Annotated in this window: 17 protein-coding genes and 1 tRNA gene; 5 read left to right on the top strand and 13 right to left on the bottom strand. The window is 64.5% G+C overall.

Going from position 1 to position 18,762, the window contains the following annotated elements; all coding sequences use genetic code 11:
• Positions 1–4 precede the first annotated feature (4 nt).
• The 11 genes from ACSFA3_RS09795 to ACSFA3_RS09845 form a co-directional block, all read right to left on the bottom strand.
• A complete protein-coding gene (locus ACSFA3_RS09795; RefSeq protein WP_435505255.1) occupies positions 5–715 on the bottom strand; it encodes a 4-carboxy-4-hydroxy-2-oxoadipate aldolase/oxaloacetate decarboxylase in 711 nt (236 codons plus the stop codon).
• Positions 716–728: 13 nt separating this feature from the next.
• On the bottom strand, positions 729–1,616 hold the full coding sequence (locus ACSFA3_RS09800) for a TauD/TfdA dioxygenase family protein (protein ID WP_435505256.1): 888 nt from the start codon (positions 1,614–1,616) through the stop codon (positions 729–731).
• Between the two features lie 51 nt (positions 1,617–1,667).
• Positions 1,668–2,648, bottom strand: a complete 981-nt coding sequence (locus ACSFA3_RS09805) for a Bug family tripartite tricarboxylate transporter substrate binding protein (protein WP_435505257.1) — start codon at positions 2,646–2,648, stop codon at positions 1,668–1,670.
• A complete protein-coding gene (locus tag ACSFA3_RS09810; RefSeq protein ID WP_435505258.1) occupies positions 2,645–3,862 on the bottom strand; it encodes an alpha-hydroxy acid oxidase in 1,218 nt (405 codons plus the stop codon). The genes ACSFA3_RS09805 and ACSFA3_RS09810 overlap by 4 nt, the downstream gene beginning before the upstream one ends.
• Before the next feature lie 99 nt (positions 3,863–3,961).
• Positions 3,962–4,831: an IclR family transcriptional regulator gene (locus tag ACSFA3_RS09815; RefSeq protein WP_435505259.1), complete on the bottom strand. Its 870-nt coding sequence runs from the start codon at positions 4,829–4,831 to the stop codon at positions 3,962–3,964.
• A gap of 33 nt (positions 4,832–4,864) precedes the next feature.
• Positions 4,865–5,848, bottom strand: a complete 984-nt coding sequence (locus ACSFA3_RS09820) for a Bug family tripartite tricarboxylate transporter substrate binding protein (RefSeq protein WP_435505260.1) — start codon at positions 5,846–5,848, stop codon at positions 4,865–4,867.
• Positions 5,824–6,741, bottom strand: coding sequence for an ArgK/MeaB family GTPase (locus ACSFA3_RS09825; RefSeq protein WP_435505261.1), 918 nt, complete (start codon positions 6,739–6,741; stop codon positions 5,824–5,826). Before ACSFA3_RS09825 ends, ACSFA3_RS09820 begins: the two co-directional genes overlap by 25 nt.
• Positions 6,738–7,874, bottom strand: coding sequence for a CaiB/BaiF CoA transferase family protein (locus ACSFA3_RS09830; protein WP_435505262.1), 1,137 nt, complete (start codon positions 7,872–7,874; stop codon positions 6,738–6,740). The genes ACSFA3_RS09825 and ACSFA3_RS09830 overlap by 4 nt, the downstream gene beginning before the upstream one ends.
• Positions 7,871–8,290, bottom strand: coding sequence for a cobalamin B12-binding domain-containing protein (locus ACSFA3_RS09835; RefSeq protein WP_435505263.1), 420 nt, complete (start codon positions 8,288–8,290; stop codon positions 7,871–7,873). The genes ACSFA3_RS09830 and ACSFA3_RS09835 overlap by 4 nt, the downstream gene beginning before the upstream one ends.
• Entirely contained in the window at positions 8,287–9,921 is a 1,635-nt protein-coding gene (locus ACSFA3_RS09840) for an acyl-CoA mutase large subunit family protein (protein WP_435505264.1), read from the bottom strand. Before ACSFA3_RS09840 ends, ACSFA3_RS09835 begins: the two co-directional genes overlap by 4 nt.
• Positions 9,918–10,697: an enoyl-CoA hydratase/isomerase family protein gene (locus ACSFA3_RS09845; RefSeq protein ID WP_435505265.1), complete on the bottom strand. Its 780-nt coding sequence runs from the start codon at positions 10,695–10,697 to the stop codon at positions 9,918–9,920. Before ACSFA3_RS09845 ends, ACSFA3_RS09840 begins: the two co-directional genes overlap by 4 nt.
• A gap of 178 nt (positions 10,698–10,875) precedes the next feature.
• Here ACSFA3_RS09845 and ACSFA3_RS09850 point away from each other — a divergent pair, with 178 nt between their 5' ends.
• The 3 genes from ACSFA3_RS09850 (at position 10,876) to ACSFA3_RS09860 (ending at position 15,539) form a co-directional block, all read left to right on the top strand.
• Positions 10,876–11,628 carry an IclR family transcriptional regulator gene (locus tag ACSFA3_RS09850; protein ID WP_435505266.1) on the top strand — a complete coding sequence of 251 codons (753 nt, stop codon included), beginning with the start codon at positions 10,876–10,878 and terminating at the stop codon, positions 11,626–11,628.
• Positions 11,629–11,903: 275 nt separating this feature from the next.
• Positions 11,904–14,228, top strand: coding sequence for a catalase/peroxidase HPI (gene katG / locus ACSFA3_RS09855; protein ID WP_435505267.1), 2,325 nt, complete (start codon positions 11,904–11,906; stop codon positions 14,226–14,228).
• A gap of 108 nt (positions 14,229–14,336) precedes the next feature.
• Entirely contained in the window at positions 14,337–15,539 is a 1,203-nt protein-coding gene (locus tag ACSFA3_RS09860; RefSeq protein WP_435505268.1) for a GAF domain-containing sensor histidine kinase, read from the top strand.
• 243 nt (positions 15,540–15,782) lie between these two features.
• Here ACSFA3_RS09860 and ACSFA3_RS09865 read toward each other — a convergent pair.
• Positions 15,783–15,859: transfer RNA gene (locus ACSFA3_RS09865), tRNA-Met, on the bottom strand.
• Positions 15,860–15,996: 137 nt separating this feature from the next.
• Between ACSFA3_RS09865 and ACSFA3_RS09870 the strand changes: the two genes are divergently transcribed.
• Both ACSFA3_RS09870 and ACSFA3_RS09875 read left to right on the top strand, forming a co-directional pair.
• On the top strand, positions 15,997–16,653 hold the full coding sequence (locus ACSFA3_RS09870; RefSeq protein WP_435505269.1) for an RNA polymerase sigma factor: 657 nt from the start codon (positions 15,997–15,999) through the stop codon (positions 16,651–16,653).
• A complete protein-coding gene (locus tag ACSFA3_RS09875) occupies positions 16,650–17,978 on the top strand; it encodes a hypothetical protein (protein ID WP_435505270.1) in 1,329 nt (442 codons plus the stop codon). Before ACSFA3_RS09870 ends, ACSFA3_RS09875 begins: the two co-directional genes overlap by 4 nt.
• Before the next feature lie 3 nt (positions 17,979–17,981).
• Here ACSFA3_RS09875 and ACSFA3_RS09880 read toward each other — a convergent pair whose 3' ends face one another.
• Positions 17,982–18,761: an enoyl-CoA hydratase gene (locus ACSFA3_RS09880; protein WP_435505271.1), complete on the bottom strand. Its 780-nt coding sequence runs from the start codon at positions 18,759–18,761 to the stop codon at positions 17,982–17,984.
• Position 18,762 lies beyond the last annotated feature (1 nt).

An 18,762-nucleotide genomic window follows, 5' to 3' on the forward strand; every position in this document is an offset into this window, starting at 1 on the left:
AAGCTCAACGAAGGTCGTCGAAAGCCCCGTCGATCTCCTCGATGTCCATCTTCGCGTAACTCGCCGCCGAGCCGCCCAGATCCCAGACCGCCTCGCCGCGCGCGACTGCTTCGGCCATTTCCTCTTCCTTGCGCATGCGGGCCAGGGCGCCGGCGACAGTGGCTGCAGCATCGGCTTTCGGCACGCAGATGACGCCGTCGCCATCCGCCACGATGAGGTCGCCCGGATTCACCAGCACGCCGTCGCAGACGACCGGTGCGTTGACCATGCCGTGGCCGCACTTGTCGGGATGGATCGACAGAATGTGCGTCGACCAGACCGGCAGGCCGAGCGATTCGACCGTGTCGGTGTCGCGTACGCAGCCCTGCACGACGACGCCGGCCAGCCCCTTGCGCATCGCGTAGCGCGTGGCCATGTCGCCCCACTGCGCGCCCGAGGTCTCCGCATCGCAGACCACCACCAGCACGTCGCCGGGCTGGGCCAGGTAGAGCGCGCGATGCATCATCAGATTGTCGCCCGGTGCGCAGTAGGCCGTCACGGCCGGACCGGCGATGCGGGCGCCTTTCTGGATCGGTCGCATGCGGCTGGACATCAGTCCGCCAGGGCTGCGCGATACGGCGGCTTCGTGCAGATCCGACACCGTGGCTTCGCGCGCCTGCTCGCAGAGGTCCGCGTGGACGCGGTTGACGCGCAGGAATACACGGGATGTGTTCACGACGGTGCCGCGATCAATGAGGCACGCAATGCGCGTCGGCCGACAGGCGGAAGGTGGTCCGCTTCATCAGGCGCGGCTGGTCGATGCTCATCTCGTCGCGGCGGTGCATGGTGCAGCCGTTGTCCCAGAACATCAGATCGCCGTTGTGCACCTTGTGGCGATAGACGAAGGCCGGGTTGCCGCCGGCCTTGAACAGGATCGGCATCACGCGTGCGTTCTCTTCCTCGCTCAGGCCTTCGATGGACACCAGCGTGGTCGGGTCGGCATAGAGCGCCTTGCGGCCGGTGACCGGATGGGTCAGCACCAGCGGATGCTGCACCGGCGGCAACGCGGCCATCTTCTTGCCCTGCTCGGTGTTCTTCAGTTCCGGCGCCTTCAGGATTGCGAAGCGCTTGGCATAGTGATAGGTGCCGGTCCGGCCTTCGATCAGCTTCTGTATGTCGGCCGGCAGGCTGTCCCACGCGGCGTACTGGTTGGCCCAGTAGATGTCGCCGCCGCCCTTGGGCACCTCGACGCCATACAGGATCGCGCCGGTGGCCGGACGTGCGACGAAGGTCTGGTCCGAATGCCAGTCCACGTCGTCGCCGCCCGCGAAACCGCCGACGAAGCGGCCGTCGGCATAGCGCAGCGTGCTGAAGTAGATGATCTCGTCGTGGTAGGGCGACTGGATGTCCTTGCGGTTGGCGCTCTCGCACTTGCCGAACAGGCCGGTGAAGCGCACCTGGTCGACTTCTTCGAGGCACTGGCGCGGAAAGACGATGAGCGGCGATGTCTGCCAGAGCTGGCGGATCTGTTCGATGGCATCGGGGTCGTCGAGCAGCTGGTCGATGCGTTCGTCGATCTCGATCGCGAAGTCGGAATGCAGCTGGCGGATCTTCAGTTCGGTGGCGATGGCGGACATGGTGGAGGTTCCTCTGGGTTGGGTGTGGTTGGTGGTTCGGACGCGTTCGCGTCAGTCGACTTTCATCTTTCCGCTGCGGATGATTTCCGCATCGGTCGTGCGCTCGGAGCGCAGCCATGCGACCAGCTGGGCATGGTTCATCTGCGGTGCGGGTTCGAAGCCGAGGTCGTGCAGCGCCTTGGCTGTCTCGGGCAGCGCGATGATTTTGCGCATTTCGGTTTCGATGCGGTCACGGATCTCCGGAGGCGTGCCGCGCGGCGCCATCAGCGCGTTCCAGGCGACGATGCTGAAGCCGGTGACGCCCTGCTCGGCAACCGACTTGATGTCGGGCAGCGCAGCCATCGCCTTGGCCGATGTCACGGCAAGCGGCTTGATCTTTCCGAACTGTGCGCGGGAGGCGGCAACCGTGTCGATCAGCACTGGAACCTGGTTGCCCAGCAGCGCAGTCATCGCCTCGCCCGAACCCTTGTACTTGATGGGAAAGAGCGGCACGTTCTGCTGCCTGAGCAACTCGAAGACGAGCTGCGCGGTGACGCTTGGCAGCGCGACATCGATCTTGCCGGGCTTGTTCTTGGCGAGTTGCATGAGCTCCGGCAGCGAATTCACGTTGAGCGACGGATGCGCCGAGATCACCATCGGGATGAAGGCAGTCGCGACGATCGGCTCGAAGTCTTTCTCTGCATCGAATCCGACGTTTTCGTAGAGCGCCGGATTGATGGCGTGCGTTCCCGAAGCGCCCATGATCAGCGTATAGCCATCGGGCGTTGCGCGCGCGGCATACGCCGTGCCGATGTTGCCGAATGCGCCGGCCTTGTTCTCGACCACCACGCCTTCGTTGAGCGCCGTGCCGAGCTTGGCCGCGAAGTAGCGCGTCGCTATGTCGGTGCTTTGTCCGGGCGGGTAGGCGACGATGATCCGGATGGGCCGGTTCGGGTAACTCTGGCCCTGCGCCTCGGCGCCGCCCCCGGAAAATAGCGCGAGCGCAATGGGCAGGGCTGCGGCCCATCGGCCGCATCTTCGAAAAGAAATCATCGTTGTCTCCTGATTTGTGGCACCGGCAGGGGTACTGGCTTCGAACCCCATTCCGGACCGCTGCCTTCGGTCCGGACGTATCGCTCGTCCAGCGCGTCGAATGCGCTGCACCCGATCTGCGCCATGACCATGTCGATCTCGTTGCGCACGATCTGCAGTGCGCGTGCGATGCCGCGTGCGCCGCCGGCCGCGGCGCCGAACAGCGTCGGCCGGCCGAAGGTGCAGAAGCGGGCGCCGAGGCATTTCGCGATCACGATGTCGGAGCCACGCCGCACGCCGCTGTCGAGCATCAGCTCCACCCGGTCGCCGACGGCAGCGCGGATGGCGGGCAGCATCTCCAGCGGCGACGGCGCGACGTCGAGCTGGCGGCCGCCGTGGTTCGAGACGATCAGCGCATCGACGCCGAGGTCGGCCGCCAGACGCGCATCTTCCGGATGCAGCAGCCCCTTGACGACGAGCGGACCGCTCCACGCATCGCGGATGCGTTCCAGCGTGTGCCACTGGACCATCGGCGCCGGCGTGAGCGTGCCGTACAGGTCGGCCACCTGCGATGCCGATGCGCCCTTGGGACCGTACGGCGCCCAGTTGCTCATCATCGGAATGCCGCCGCTGCGCAGGTAACGCAGGACCCAGACCGGATGGCCGAGCGCCTCCAGCACGATCGACGGCGTCATGCGGAAAGGCCGCGAGAAGCCGTTGCGCCGGTTGCGCTCCCGGTTCGAATTGACCGGCACGTCGACCGAGACGACCAGCGTGCGCACGCCGGCGTCGCGTGCGCGCTTCACCAGGTCGGTGTTGATGCGCTCGTCACGGGTGCCGTAGATCTGGAACCAGACATGGTCGGGCGCGATCTTCGCCACTTCCTCGACCGATGCGTTGCTGGCGCTGGACAGCAGGAAGGGTATGTCGGCGGCCTTGGCCGCATGCGCCAGCAGCTGGTCGGCGCCGGGATGGAACAGGCCCGCCAGACCGGTGGGCGAGATGCCGAACGGGCTGGCGTAACGGCGACCCAGAAGCTCGGTCGACTGGTCGCGTCTGGAGACATCGACCAGATAGCGCGGTACCAGTTGAAACCGGCGGAAGGCGTCGCGGTTGCGGCGCATGCAGTCCTCGTCGTCGACGCCGCCGTCGATGAAATCAAATGCGATCTTCGGCAGCTTGCGCTGCGCCATGCGGCGCAGGTCTTCCAGGTTGATCGCAGTGTCGACGTTCATCTTTTCCCGTTTCGGAGTTGTCTCTCCGATCGAGAATATCGACCGTGTTTTCCGCTGCCCATAGGGCCCGGACCCGGAGTTTCACGATCCGAACTTGTCCTAGGGAGCGTCCGGCGCGAGCGGTCCGGGAGGCACGGCGGCGAACGCAGCCACCTGCATGACAGAGCCGAGGAAGTGGCGCGCGTCGTTCTCCAGACCTTCTGCGATCTGGGTCAGCGCTTCCTTCAACGCCGGTATGCGCGCTTCGCCGAACTGTTCAGGCAGGCCCGTCAGACAGACCGCCCCGACCGCACGGCCGTTGGCACCGCGAACCGGCACGGCGAACGCATGCACGCCGGGCACGACGTCGCCGAGATTCACGCCGAAGCCGTGCTGCCTCGACCGCTCACGCATCTTCTGCAGCGCCTCAAGGCGTCCGCTGCCGCGCTGCGCAATCTCCTGCTGCGTGTTTTCCGCGAGGATGCTCTCGGCTTCGAGATACGGCAGCGTCTGCAGGATGGCGATACCGCCGACGGACGTGAACAGCGGACGCCGCGTGCCGGTATGCACCATCAGCCCGCGCAGTTCCAGTTTGCCTCTGCGCACAGCGCAGACGTATTCGTTGCCGCTGTGAAGCATCAGCCAGGCGATGGCGCCGGCCTCGGCTGCGAAGCGGGCGAGCCGGTGCTCGCTGGCCTGCTGGAACAGACCGTAGCCCGGCAGCGACAGGCTGAGTTCGAAAAGCATCGGCCCGGGGAAGTAGTGCTTGTCGATCGCGCGCTGGAGCACGAAGCGCTCCCGCACGAGACACGAAAGGATGCGGTGGACCGTGCCCTTGTCGACTTCGCAGCGGGCGGCCAGGTCCGACAGGCGCCAGCCGAATTCGCCGCGCGCCGCGAGCTCGCGCAGGATGCGCAGCGCACGCTCTATGCTCTGGGTTCCGCTGTGTTCGGCCGGCGGCGGCTTGTGCAGAGGGTGCAAGGTTTCCACGCGTTCCTTCGCCTTAGTTCGCCTTGGTTCGCCCTAGTCGACACTGGCTCCGGACGCTTTTACCACCTGGCCCCACTTCACCAGATCGGTTTTCAGCACGGCACCGAACTCCTCCGGCGTCGTCGCATACGGCTCCGCACCCTGCGCGGCGAACGCGTCGATCAGTTCTTTCGACAGCAGGATCTCCTCGATGTCGCGGTTGATCTTCCGGATGAGCTCCGCCGGCGTGCGCTTCGGCGCCATCAGGCCGAACCAGGGGTTGACGTCGAAGTCGGCGAAGCCCGCTTCGGCGATGGTCGGAATGCTGCCGAACGAGGCTGCGCGTTTCGCGCTGGTGACGGCAATCGGCTGCAGCGTGCCGCTGCGTATCGACCCGGCGACCGACGGCAGGCTGGTGAAGACCAGATCGATCTGGCCACCCATCAGGTCGTTGAGTGCCGGTGCCGCGCCGCGGTACGGCACATGCACCAGCTTGACGCCGGCCGCGGCGTTGAACATCTCGCCGAGCAGATGGTTGACCGATCCGTTGCCTGCCGAGCCGTAGGTGATGCTGCGGCTCCTGGCCGCGGCGATGAGCTGGGCGACCGTCTTGAAGGGCGCACCCGGCTTCGTCACCATCACGAACGGCAGCGTCGCGAGTGTGGCGACCGGTGCGAAGTCGGTGCCGGGGTCGAAGGGCAGCTTCTTGTAGAGCGCGCCGTTGATGGCCTGCGTGCCGACATAGCTCATCAGCAGCGTGTAGCCGTCGGCCGGTGCGCTGGCGACGATCTCCATGCCGACGTTGCCGCCTGCGCCGGCACGGTTGTCGATGACCACCGGCTGCTTCCATTTCTCGCCGAGCTTCTGTCCGATGATCCGCGCCAGCGCGTCGGACGCGCCGCCCGGTGTCTGCGGCACCACGATCCTGACCGGGTGGCTCGGGAAATCGTCGGCCCGTGCGGCCGAGGTGGCTAGCAGTGACAGATGTATTGCGACCAGCGCCGCGATGAGCGCTATCCGTCCGGTGAATCCATGCATGGTTGTCTCCTGCTGTTGATTTTTTCCAGCGCGCGCTGAAGCTGTTGCGCGAGCGGCGCGGTGAAGAAGGCCGCGTCCTGTTGCGCGACGACTTCCGCCGCATGAATCTCCAGCAGGCGCCGAAGCCTGTAGCGCGCGCGCTGCTCCAGCAGGTGCGCCTTGCGGTCGCCGGTCGCGAGCCATGCCTGGTGGCAGTCGATGGTCTGCGACAGCGCCTCGATCGATGCCGGCTGCGAGGCCGATGCGAGCAGCACCGGCGGAATCCAGGCGCCGGGCGCATGGCGCGAGATCGTCGCGATGCGCTTGATGTCGGTCGCCATCTTCTGCGCGCCCGGCAGATCGGACTTGTTGACGACGAAGATGTCCGCCATCTCCATGATCCCGGCCTTCATCGCCTGCACCGTGTCGCCGCTCTCCGGCAGCAGCACCAGCACCAGCGTGTCGACCTGCACGCGCGCCGCGTACTCGGTCTGGCCGACGCCGACGGTTTCGAGCAGCACTTCGGCAAACTCGAAATCGTCCATCGCGTCGAGCATCTCGGGCAGGTTGTCGGCGAGCCCGTCGGAGGTCTTGCGCGAGCCCAGCGAGCGGATGTACAGCTCGGCGGCGCCTTCGAGTTCGTCCATGCGCACGCGATCGCCGAGGATGGCGCCGCCGCTTTTCGGGCTGCTCGGATCGACCGCCAGGATGCCGAGTCGCCCGCGCGCCGCACGCACCAGCGCCAGGTGACCGAGCAACGTGCTCTTGCCCGCGCCCGGCGCTCCCGTGATGCCGATGCGCCGCGCGCCGGGCTCGACGGGCGTGCGCAGCGGTCGCTGCGCCAGCTCGGCGGCGCCGGCATTGGCCAACGTCGTGAGCGTGCGGCCGAGCGCCCGGCGGTCGAGCGGTGTCATGCGCGAGCCGTGGCCCAGCCCAGCACTTCTTCGCGATGCTCGTCGAGCAGCGGCGGCAGGTCGTAGGTGGGAGTGAAGTCGCCGAAGCGCAACGGGCTGGCGACGGCGCGCAGCGGCAGTTCTCCGTCTCCGAGCTGAACGACCAGCGAGCGGTCGGCCGCGATGTCGCTGCGCAGCGCCTGGCTCAGCGTGCCGACTTCCGCTGCGACGACGCCGAGCGGTGCCAGCCGCCGCACCCATTCGGCAGCGGACGATCCGGCCAGTTCGGCCGCGATGGCAACTACGACTTCGGCGCGGTTGGCGCGACGACCCGGCATGGTAGAAAACTTCGGATCGACGATCCATTCCGGCCGACCGATCTCGCCGCAGAACTTCTTCCAGAACTTGTCGTGCGTGATGAACAGCGTGAGCCAGCCGTCGGCCGTCGGAAAGATCTGCGCCGGCACCACGTAAGGATGCGACGACGACGGCATCCGCTGGATCGTCTCGCCGGCGTTCAGGTCGGCGCCGGCAAGGTAGTTGAGCTGCGACAGCATCACGTCGTACATCGACACGTCGACCTGGCCGCCGCGACCCTGCACGATCTTCGCCAGCAGTCCGACGGCGGCGACCAGTCCGGCCGAGTTGTCGACCGCCGAATAGCCGGCCTTGGTCGGCGGCGCGTCAGGATCGCCGGTAAGCGCCATCACGCCGGTCATGGCCTGGATCACGTAATCGTAGGCCGGATTTTCCGAGTACGGCCCGTCGAGTCCGTAGCCGGTCAGCGCGACGCAGACCAGCCGCTCGTTCCACTGCCGCAACGCGTCGTAGGTCAGGCCGAGCTTCTTGATCGCCGAGGGTCGCAGGTTGGTCACCAGCGCATGCGACTGCGCGACGATGCCGCCGAGCGCCTCGCGGCCATCGTCGCTCGCCAAGTCGATCACGATGCTCTTCTTGTTGCGGTTGAGGCTGGCGAAATACGCGTTGTGCGGACCGATGAAATGCGGGCTCACGGTGCGGCCGATGTCGCCTTCGCTGGTCTCGATCTTGATCACCTCGGCACCCATGTCCGCAAGCATCAGCCCGCAGTACGGACCGGCCAGCATGTGGCCGACCTCGACCACGCGGATACCGGCGAGCGGCGCGCCGTTCATTGCAGGCTCTCGGCCAGGACCCGCACCACCAGGTCCAGCGGCATGTCGGCCGTGAAGATGGCGGCAATGCCGAGCTGCTTCAGGTGCGGCTGGTCTTCCGCCGGAATCGTTCCGCCGACGAAGACCTTGATGTCGCCGGCGCCGAGCTCGCGCAGCTGCGCCATCACGTCCTCGACAAGTTCCTTGTGGCTACCCGAAAGGATGCTGAGCCCTACCGCGTCGACGCCTTCGTCGATCGCCACCTGCGCGATCTGCAGCGGGCTGCGGCGCAGGCCGGTGTAGATCACCTCCGCGCCCGCGTTGCGCAGCGTGAGCGCGATGATCTTGGCGCCGATGTCGTGACCGTCGAGACCGGGCTTGCCGATCAGGATGCGCTTGCCGGCGAGCGCGGGTACGGCCTGGAGAGTCGTGGTCATAGGTTCACCGGTTCCTTGAATTCGCCCCATTCCTTTTTCAGGCAGCTCACCATCTCGCCGACCGTGGCGTAGGCATGACAGCAATCGACGAGGTAGGGCATGACGTTCTCGCGGTCCTTGGCTGCGGCCACTGCAAGCTTTTCCAGAGAAGCATCGACAGCCGATTGATTGCGCGTGTCGAGCGTGCGCTGGAACTTCTCCAGCGCGCGTTTGGCCACGGTCGGGTCGAGCGTGAAGACCTCGCCGACCTTGATCTCCTCATTCGCTTTCTTGAAGTGGTTCTGGCCGACGATGACGTTGTGGCCGGAATCGGTGTCGAGCTTGCGTTCGAGGCCGCGCTCGGCCAGCCGCAGCTGGATCCAGCCTTCCTCGATGGCGCGCGTCACGCCGCCGTATGCCTCGATCTCGTCCATCACCTGCACGATCTTCTCTTCCATGCGGTCGGTGTGCTGCTCCAGGAAGTAGCTGCCGCCGAGCGGGTCCACCGTGCGGCCGATGCCGCTCTCGTAGGCAATGATCTGCTGCGTGCGAACCGCGAGTTCGGCCGAGAACTCGGTCGGAATCTGGAAGGCTTCGTCGAAGGCGCAGGTGAAGATCGATTGCGCGCCGCCGAACACCGCCGCCATCGTCTCGACGGCCACGCGCACGACGTTGTTGTAGGGCTGAGGCGCCACCAGCGAAGAGCCGCCGCAGACCACGCCGAAGCGGAAGTGCTGCGCCTTCGGGTCCTGCACGCCATAGCGCTCCTTCATCAGCCGCGCCCAGAGCCGGCGGCCGGCGCGGAACTTCGCGATCTCCTCGAAGAAGTCCATGTGGACGTAGAAGAAGAACGAAAGCCGCTTGGCGAACTTCTCCACGTCGCCGCCGCGCGACTGCAGCTCGTCGACATAGGCCAGTCCGTTCGCCAGCGTGTAGGCCATCTCTTCGGCGGCCGTCGCGCCCGCATCGCGAACGTGCGCACCGGCGATGCTGATCGGGTTGAAGCGCGGCGAGACGTCGTTCGAATACAGGATCGAATCTGCGATGAGCCGCATCGACGGGCGTACCGGAAAGATCCAGGTGCCGCGCGCCACGTACTCCTTCAGGATGTCGTTCTGGATCGTGCCGGTGAGCTTGCTGCGCGGCACGCCCTGCTTGTCGGCCACCGCCAGATACATCGCATAGATGATGGCGGCGGTGCCGTTGATGGTGAACGAGGTCGAGATCTTCGACAGGTCGAGCCCCTCGAAAAGAATCTCCGCCTCGCTCAGGTTGGAGAGCGACACTCCTACCTTGCCGATCTCCGGGCGTGCCATCGGATGCGTCGGATCGAGCCCGCATTGCGTCGGCAGGTCGAGCGCCACCGACAGGCCGGTTTGCCCCTTGCCCAGCAGGAATTTGTAGCGTGCGTTCGATTCCTCCGCCGTGCCGAAGCCCGAGTACTGGCGGATGGTCCAGAGCCGGCCGTTGTAGCCGTCCGGAAAGATGCCGCGCGTGAACGGGTATTCGCCCGGCGCGCCGATCTGCGCGGCGTCGTTCGCGGCATCGGCTGCGGGTGCCGCGACGCTGGTGGGCACCTCGACGCCGCTGCGATTCACGGGGCGAAGTTCGGGCGGTAGCTGGGTTGCGGTGTCGGCGGTGTCGCTGCTCATGGTTTGGCCTTGGAAAGAAGTTTTTCGGAGGCGCGCCAGTGGTCGTCATGCAGCCATGTGCCGACCAGATGCCGCTGCTCGATGGCGCGCGTCATGTCGTGGCTTTCGCCGCGCCGCCATGCCGATGTCTGCGCCTTGATGCCGCGCAGAACCTGAGGCGGACAGGCGAGCATCGGTTCGAGAAAAGAGGCGACGTCGAGGCCGTCGGCGCCGTCGCCGATGACCGCGTCCGCAAGTCCCCAGGCGAGTGCCTGTTGCGCGTCGACCATTTCGCAGCGGCTCATCATCCGCATGGCGCGTGCGCCGCCGACCAGCCGGCACAGGTCGGGCCCGCCGCCCCAGGCCGATGTGATGGCGAGGCGCGCCTGGATGAAGCCGATGCGCGCATGCGCCGACTGCAGCCGCATGTCGCAGGCCAGTGCCAGCTCGGCGCCGCCGCCGATTGCATCGCCGTTCAGCAGGCCGATGACCGGCAGCGGGCAGTTGCGGATGGCATCGAGCGCGCCGCGCGCTTCGTCGGTCATGGCCAGGGTCGCGGCTTCGTCGCGCACGCTGGCCAGGTCGCGCAGATCTCCGCCGGCCGCGAAGAAGCGTTCTCCCGCGCCGGTCAGCACGACGACGCGGGTGCCGGGTCGCGCGCCGGCTTCGCTCACGGCAGCCGCGACTTCGGTGAGGACCGAGCGCGAGAGCGCGTTGTGCTTTTGTGCGCGGTCGATCGTGATCCAGCAGGCACCCGAGGTGCGCTCGTGAATCGTTATTTCTTGGCCTGTGGGCACGATACTTGTCTCCGAAAAGTTCTGAGCGCGATGCTAGAAGTCGAAATGTTCACGAGCAAGAACAAATGTTCTACATTTCGAACAAACGGGCGCAGCAGGCATTGAAGCGTCGTTAGCGGACGGTTTCGTTCAGCCGGCGGGATTTCCCGCAATGCCAAAACAAATCGGGAGACATCGCATGTCAGCAGTCAACGTCACCGCCATCGAACGCGTGCTCGACATCTTCGAAGCCTTCCAGACCAGCCAGCGACCGCTGTCGCTCACCGACCTGTCCGAGGCGGTCGACATGCCTAAGAGCACCTGCCACGCGATCGTCGGCACGCTCATCGCGCGCGGTTACCTGTATTCGCTGACGCGACCGCGCTCGCTGTATCCAACCAAGCGCATGTACGACGTGGCGCGCGACATCCTCGACAAGGACCCGTTCATCGAGCGGATGACGCCGGTGCTCGAACGGCTGCGAGACACCTCGCGCGAAACGGTCATCCTCGGCAAGCGGCAGGGCGACGCGGTGGTCTATCTGCAGGTGGTGCAGAGCGCGAATTCGATCCGCTATTCGGCCACGCCGGGCGACATGAAGCCGATGCATTCGAGTTCGATCGGCAAGGCGCTGCTGGGGTCGCTGAAAGAGCCTGAACTGCGCGCCTGGTTCGAAGGTCGCACGCTGCCCGCCGTGACCTCGGCGACCATCACCGACAACGAAACTCTGATTGCCGACATCCTGCAGAGCCGCCGCGCCGGCTACTTTCAGACGCGCGGCGAAAACGTCGGCGACGTGTGGGCGGTGTCGGCTTTCTTCACTGTGAACCACGAGACGCTGGCCGTGGCCGTGGCCGGCCCACGGCATCGCATGGAAGCGAGCCTCGCGGAATGCGCGCAGTTGCTGGTGGCGACGTGCAGCTTCATCTCGAGGCAGTTTTCGGCGAAGTGAGGTGGCTGGAACGGCAGCCGGCAAACGCCGCTGCAGGCGATCCCCTCCTGTGCATTCGGCGAGGGAATGCTCGCCGACACCATGACAGCACTTCGTCTTGCGAACGAACAGCAATTGCTGGCAATTCGATCGACCGTCAATGGACTGACGATGAATTGGAGAGTAAGTCGAAAGAGTCGTCGCGTGCGGCTCAAGTTCGGCTCGTAGATGCGTCAGGCGCCTTGCGCAACCGCAAGCCGTGCCGATCCCAACAAGCAGTTTCTATAGGAATTCCCATGAATGAAATGAAGACGGACAAGACAAATACAGTGACGCGCGAGATGACCGGCAAATGCCCCTTCGGCGGCGACCGCATCGGCGGTTCGTTCGGCACACCGCCCACGCTGGAAAACTGGTATCCCGATCGCCTGCGCGTCGAGCAGCTGCATCAGAACGGTTTGGCATCGGATCCGCTGGGTCCGGATTTCGATTACGCGGCCGAGTTCGCGAAGCTGGATTTCGATGCGCTCAAGAAGGACATCAAGGAATTCCTGACCACGTCGGTTGCCTGGTGGCCGTCCGACTACAACAACTACGGCCCGCAAATGATCCGAATGGCGTGGCATGCGGCAGGCACTTATCGAATTGCCGACGGCAGAGGCGGCGCGGGTAACGCGATGCAGCGCTTCGCTCCCATCAGCAGCTGGTGGGATAACGGCAACACCGACAAGTCGAGACGTCTGCTGCAGCCCATCAAGCACAAGTACGGCAATGGGCTCTCCTGGGGCGACCTGATGATCCTGACCGGAAACTGCGCTTTGGAGATCATGGGTTTTCCGACCTATGGTTTTGGCGGCGGTCGCCTGGATGCCTGGGAAGCCGACAATTCGACCTACTGGGGCCCGGAAGTCTGGAATCCGAAGCAGATCGATGGCTACGACAGCATGGTGACGCGCGACAAGCGCTGGCGCGGCCAGAACGGCGATGCCGATTACGACCTCGAAAATCCGCTCGCTGCGTCCCACCAGGCCTTGATATATGTCAATCCGGAAGGCCCGTACGCCAACGGAGATCCGATGGGATCGGCACGCGATATTCGTGTGACGTTCTCGCGTATGGCCATGAACGACGAAGAAACGGTTGCGCTCATCGCTGGTGGCCATGCGTTCGGCAAGAGCCATGGCATGACGCCACCGAAAGAAGTGGGTCCGCCGCCCGAGATCGCGCCCATGGAGGCCATGGGACTCGGGTGGGCCAATCCGCGAGGGCTGGGCTTCGCTCAGGACACCATGACCAACGGCATCGAAGGAAGCTGGACGCCGAATCCGACGCAGTGGGACAACAGCTATCTCGAAAATCTTTTCGGGCTCGAATGGGAACCGACGACGAGTCCGGCAGGTGCTTCCCAGTGGAAGCCTGTCGATTCGGCGGCCCCCAAGACGCCTGACGCCCATATTGCAGGTCAGATGAACAACCTGATGATGATGACCAGCGATATCGCGCTCAAGGTCGATCCCGAATATCGAAAGGTCTGTGAGAAATTCCTGGCGGATTTCGACGCCTTCACCCAGGCATTCTCGAAGGCCTGGTACAAGCTCACGCACCGCGACATGGGCCCGAAGCACCGCTACCTGGGTCCCGAGGTGAGGATCGAAGATGGCTTGCTGTGGCAAGACCCGCTGCCCGAGCGCAATTACGAACTGGTGGGTGCTGCGGAAATCGCGGAATTGAAACAGGCCGTATTGGCAAAGGGAGTTTCAGTTTCCGATCTGGTATTTACCGCGTTCTCCGCTGCCTCGACTTATCGGGACAGCGACAAGCGCGGCGGCGCAAACGGGGGTCGCCTCGCACTTGCCCCCCAGAAGGACTGGGCCGTCAATCGCCGCACCGTTTCAGTGATCGAAATGTTGCGTGGAGTGATGTCCGAATTCAATGGAAAGCAGACGGGCAACGTCCGGATATCTCTCGCTGACCTGATAGTTCTCGCTGGCACTGCCGCAGTAGAAAAGGCAGCGGGCGATTCAGGGATTCCGGTGACCGCCAGATTCACGCCGGGCCGGGTCGATACGACGCAGGAATTGACGGATGTGGAAATGTTCGAGTGGCTTGCACCGGTCGTCGACGGGTTTCGAAACTACACGCACCCAGATTCGGTCACCATTGCGCCAAATGTCGCGCCGGAAGAGTTCTTCCTCGACAAGGCGAATCTGCTGCGACTCAGCGCCCCCGAGTGGACTGTGCTGACTGCAGGACTTCGAGTGCTGAACGCGAACCACGATGCTTCGAACACGGGCGTGTTTACTGACAGGGTAGGTGTTCTCACGACCGACTTCCTGGTCAATTTGACAGACACCGATCTGGTCTGGGAAAAGACGGATGAAAGCGGCAAGAACTTTGTTCTCAGGAACAGGGAGTCTGGAGTTGCGAAGTTCGTTGCCAGTCGAAACGATCTGGTCTTTGGATCGAATTCGCAATTGCGTTCGATCGCAGACGTGTTTGCCGGACACGACGGTCAAGCCCGTTTCGTATCGGAATTCATCAAAGTCTGGGACAAGGTCATGATGCTCGACCGATATGACGTGAAGGGACACCGACGTTATTCGGGCAAGGACGAGATCTAAGTGCGTCTGACTTGTGCTTGAAGCGACTGTTGTCGCCGCGATTGACGGCGCCAACTACGCATAAAGTTTGAGTGTCCGTGCAGAACGTAGGAAAATGCCGATATGAGCATGACCCCTTCTGCAACGCGCCACGATGCTCGAGTTCGTGCGAATGTCTTGCGCCAGGCGGTCCAGCGCATCGAGGCCGTGCCGGTCATGCTCCGGCTGATCTCCGAGCAGACGCAGCTCAGATTTTCTGCGGTTGCCCACGTCTCCGATGAACTCTGGGTCGCTTGCGCCGTACACGACCAGCTCGATTTCGGATTGAGCCCGGGGTCCGAACTTCCGGTAGAGACCACGCTGTGCATTGAGGCACGAAATCAGCTGGCTCCGATCGTGATCGAGCATGCCAGTGCCGATCCGGTGTTCTGTCACCATCAAACACCGAGGCTCTACAAATTCGAGAGCTATGTGTCGGTGCCGATCCTGTTGCGCGATGGCAGCCATTTCGGAAACCTCTGTGCGCTGGACCCGCTGCCGCGGCCGGTCGCGGACCCCAAGATTCAGGCGATGTTCGCTGCGTATGCGGCGTTGCTGGGTCATTTGCTCGATGGCGAACTGATGCACGAGGACACGGTGCAACTCCTGGCGGCGGAGCGTTCGCTTGCCGTGTCGCGCGAACAATTCATCGCGGTGGTCGCTCACGATCTGCGAAACCCCTTGTCCGCGATCGCATCGGGCACGGAACTCATCACGCGCTTCGGCGATCCCGCAATGTCACGGGTAAGCGAACGCATGAGGGCCAGTACCCAGCGCATGTCGGTCCTGCTCAACGATCTGGTTGACTTTGCCAGGGGACGCGCCGGCAATGTGATCTCGATCAACCTGTCACCGCGCGTCGACCTGGCAAGAGGATTGGCCAGTGTGGTGCACGAGCTTCAGGATGCCAATCCCGAGGTTCAGCTGATCGACGAGCTCACGATCGATGGCGCGGTCGTGTGCGACCTGTCGCGCCTTCAGCAACTGCTCTCCAACCTGATCGCCAACGCAATCGCTTATGGGTCTCAGGGCACTCCCATCCTGGTTCGCGCATTCATCGCGAACGACGAAGCCGTGTTGTCGGTGACCAACCAGGGCGCCGTCATCGCTCAGGCGGAACTGGACCGAATGTTCGATCCCTACTGGCGTTCGAACTCGCAGGACCAGGGCAATCACCTTGGACTCGGATTGCACATCTGTGCGCAGATCGCAAAAGCGCATAGAGGCACGCTGACAGCCGCATCTGCAGCGCAAGCAGGTACTCGCTTCGAATTGCGGTGGCCGGTAGCGTGAACGGAGCGCCGAACTCTGCATGCAGACCTGCTGCGCTGCAGACGCTAACGGCTATTGGCCCACGTACGGATCTGCGCGACTCGCTAGGGAAAACACTTTTGCCTAAGAGCCGTCGAACACTCTGAACGTGCATTTATCGCGGTGAGCCGGGCGGGATGAAGATCCTATCTGGAGGCAACCTCAATTAGCACGCACAAAAAACAAAAAGCCTTGCAAGTCGTTGACTTGCAAGGCTTTGTTGACTGGTGGCTCTTCACGGATTCGAACCGCGGACCTGTGGATTATGATTCCATCGCTCTAACCGACTGAGCTAAAGAGCCGAGCCCAAGATTATAACCAGCTTTTTCAGGCCCGCTCAAAACCTTCGGTTTCCTTCATCTGTCATGTCGTCAGATCCGCGATACGAGAATCTGTCACAACCTTTCACGACGACGCCGCCTCAGGCGAAAATCGGCAGATGCTTGTTCCAACCGCTGTCGAGATCCCGGCGCGTCATGCCGCCATGCCGGACGACCAATTGATGCGTGCCTTCATCGGCGGCGACACCCTCGCATTCGATGCGCTCTATGCGCGCCACGAGAGTGCGGTGCTGCGTTTCGTGCAACGGATGCTCGGCACGCGGCTGGCGGGCGAGGTCAAGGACGTGTTTCATGAGACGTGGGTGCGCATCGTCACGGCGCGCGCGCATTTCTCTTCGCAGGATGCGGCCTGGGGTGTCTGGGCTTTTGCGATCGCGCACAACCTGGCGACGGACCGTTTGCAGGTGGCGGGGCGCGATGCGCGGTTCAGTGCGCGCGATACCGACGAGGACGGTGACGCGCACGAGGCGCTGCCGCCGGCACGGGCGCTCGGTGCTAAGCCGATCGATCCGTCGATCCAGGACATCGAGTTCTGGCGCTCGGCGGGTCGTCACATGCTGGCCTGCCTCAACGAACTGCCTGATACCCAGCGTGCAGCATTCCTGCTGCATCACGAGGACGGATTCACCGTCGAGAGAATCGCCGAAACCCTCGACGTCGGACTCAACACCGTACGCAACCGCCTGCTCCACGGACGCCTGAAGCTGCAGGCTTCGATGGAACGCCGTCTCGCCGAGAAGGAGGAAGCGGCATGACCGACGACAGGCGTTATCGCGTCGATCCCGAATTGCTGGACGAACGCGACGAGGAAATGGATGCCGATCTTCCGGACGAGCTTGAGGCGGACGACGGCGGCGGCGCATTCCATGATCCGGTGTTGCGCCGCGCGCTCCTGCACGCGCCCGACCATGCCGTGTCGCCGATGGAGGAAACGCGCGAGTCGATCCTGTCTTTCGCGCACGAGGCGGTCGCGCCGTCGCTCGCCGCTGCGCCGGTCTGGGCGCAGCGCAGCTTCGTGCAGCGCCTATTGGGCATGCGCGGCGGTGCGGGATTCAGCGCGCACATTCCGTGGAACGGGCTGGTCGTGATCGCATTGGTCGCAGCCGCGGTGTTTGTACGGGATCGGGATCTGCTGGATGATTTCCGTACGAAGGTTGCACGCAAAAAGGCTGCCGAGCCGTCTGCGGCTGCCTCGCCTGCCAGCGAAATAGCCAAAGCGCCTGCGCCTGCGCCTGCATCGCCTGCCGTGCCTTTGGCGCAGGCCCCGCAGACATCCGCGCAAACGATACAGCCGGTGGCACCGCCGCCGCCACCGCCGCCGCCGTCCGCGGTCGTGCCACCGGCGGTAGCGTCCGTGCCGGCCGCGGCAGCGAGCCTGCCCGCGCAGCCGGCCGCGATGCCGGCTGCAGCACCCACGATCGCTCCCGCCGCGCCGACCATCGCCATGCCTGCTGTCGAGTCGCCGAAGGACGCCGCCGCGCGCATCGCCCTGGAGCAGAAGCTCCAGCGTTTCGAGGCCGCCGAAGCCAAGGCGCGGTTGGCGCAGCGGTCGGATGCGAGCGGAGCGCAATCCAGCCTGTTTGCCAGTGCGCTGCCGCGGATGGCCATCCCGGTCGAAGTGCCGATGGCGTCGCGTGCGGGTCGTGCCGGCACGACGGCTCAGCCCGAAGCCGGATTGCCCGCGTCGCAAGCGCCGTCCCGCGTGGAAGAGCCGCCGACGCCGACCTTCACGGCCCTGTCTCAGTGGACTCGTCTGACAATCACTTCGGCCGGCGGCGAAACCCGGCGCGTCGCGCGCGCGGATGCACGCGAACTGGGCCCGCTGGTGGGTTCGGCTGCATTGGCCGGCGTCGGCCCTCAGCCGCTGTCGGGACGCGTCGAATGGCGTATCGCACTGGAGCGCAACGGCGAACAACTGGGCCTGCTGGAAGTTGCCGGCAACCAGATCCGCTGGAAGGAGAAGGGCATTCCGGCGGGAACCGGTGCGCCTGCGGCCAGCGGTCTGACATCGCTGCGGGAGGCTCTGAAAGAGGCGGAAGCCGAACCGGTCAAGGCGGCGGAGCCTGCACCGGCACAGTAAGAGTCAGCTGTTCGTGAACGCAGCCTTGCGCTTGTTCACGAAAGCGTCCATGCCTTCCTTCTGATCCGACGTCGCGAACAGCGCGTGGAACAGCCGGCGCTCGAACATCACGCCGTCGGACAGGCCGCTCTCGAACGCGCGATTCACGGATTCCTTCGCCGCCATCACCGCGACCTGCGAGAAGTCGGCAATCAGCAGTGCCGCGCCCAGCGCTTCGTCGGCCAGCTTCTCGAACGGCACCACGCGGCTGACGAGTCCGGCGCGCTCGGCTTCGGTCGCGTCCATCATCCGGCCGGTCAGGGCCATGTCCATCGCCTTGCTCTTGCCGACCGCGCGCGGCAGCCGTTGCGTGCCGCCCGCGCCGGGAATCACGCCGAGCTTGATTTCGGGCTGGCCGAACTTCGCGTTGTCGGCGGCGATGATGAAGTCGCACATCATCGCCAGCTCGCAGCCGCCGCCCAGCGCAAAACCGCTCACGGCTGCGATCACCGGCTTGCGGATCGTGCGGATGGTTTCCCAGTTGCGGGTGATGTAGTCGCCCTTGTACGCATCGACGAAGCTGTACTTGGCCATCGCGCCGATGTCGGCGCCGGCGGCAAAGGCGCGCTCGCTGCCGGTGACGATCATGCAGCCGATGGCCGGATCGGCATCGAAGGCCTGCAGAGCGGTTCCGAGCTCGGTCATGAGCGCATCGTTGAGCGCATTGAGCGCCTTCGGCCGGTTCAGCGTGACGATGCCGACCTTGCCGGCTTCGGTGCGCACTTCGATGTTTTCGTAGCTCATG

The organism is Variovorax glucosi (genome assembly GCF_051216695.1).
GTDB lineage: Bacteria > Pseudomonadota > Gammaproteobacteria > Burkholderiales > Burkholderiaceae_C > Variovorax.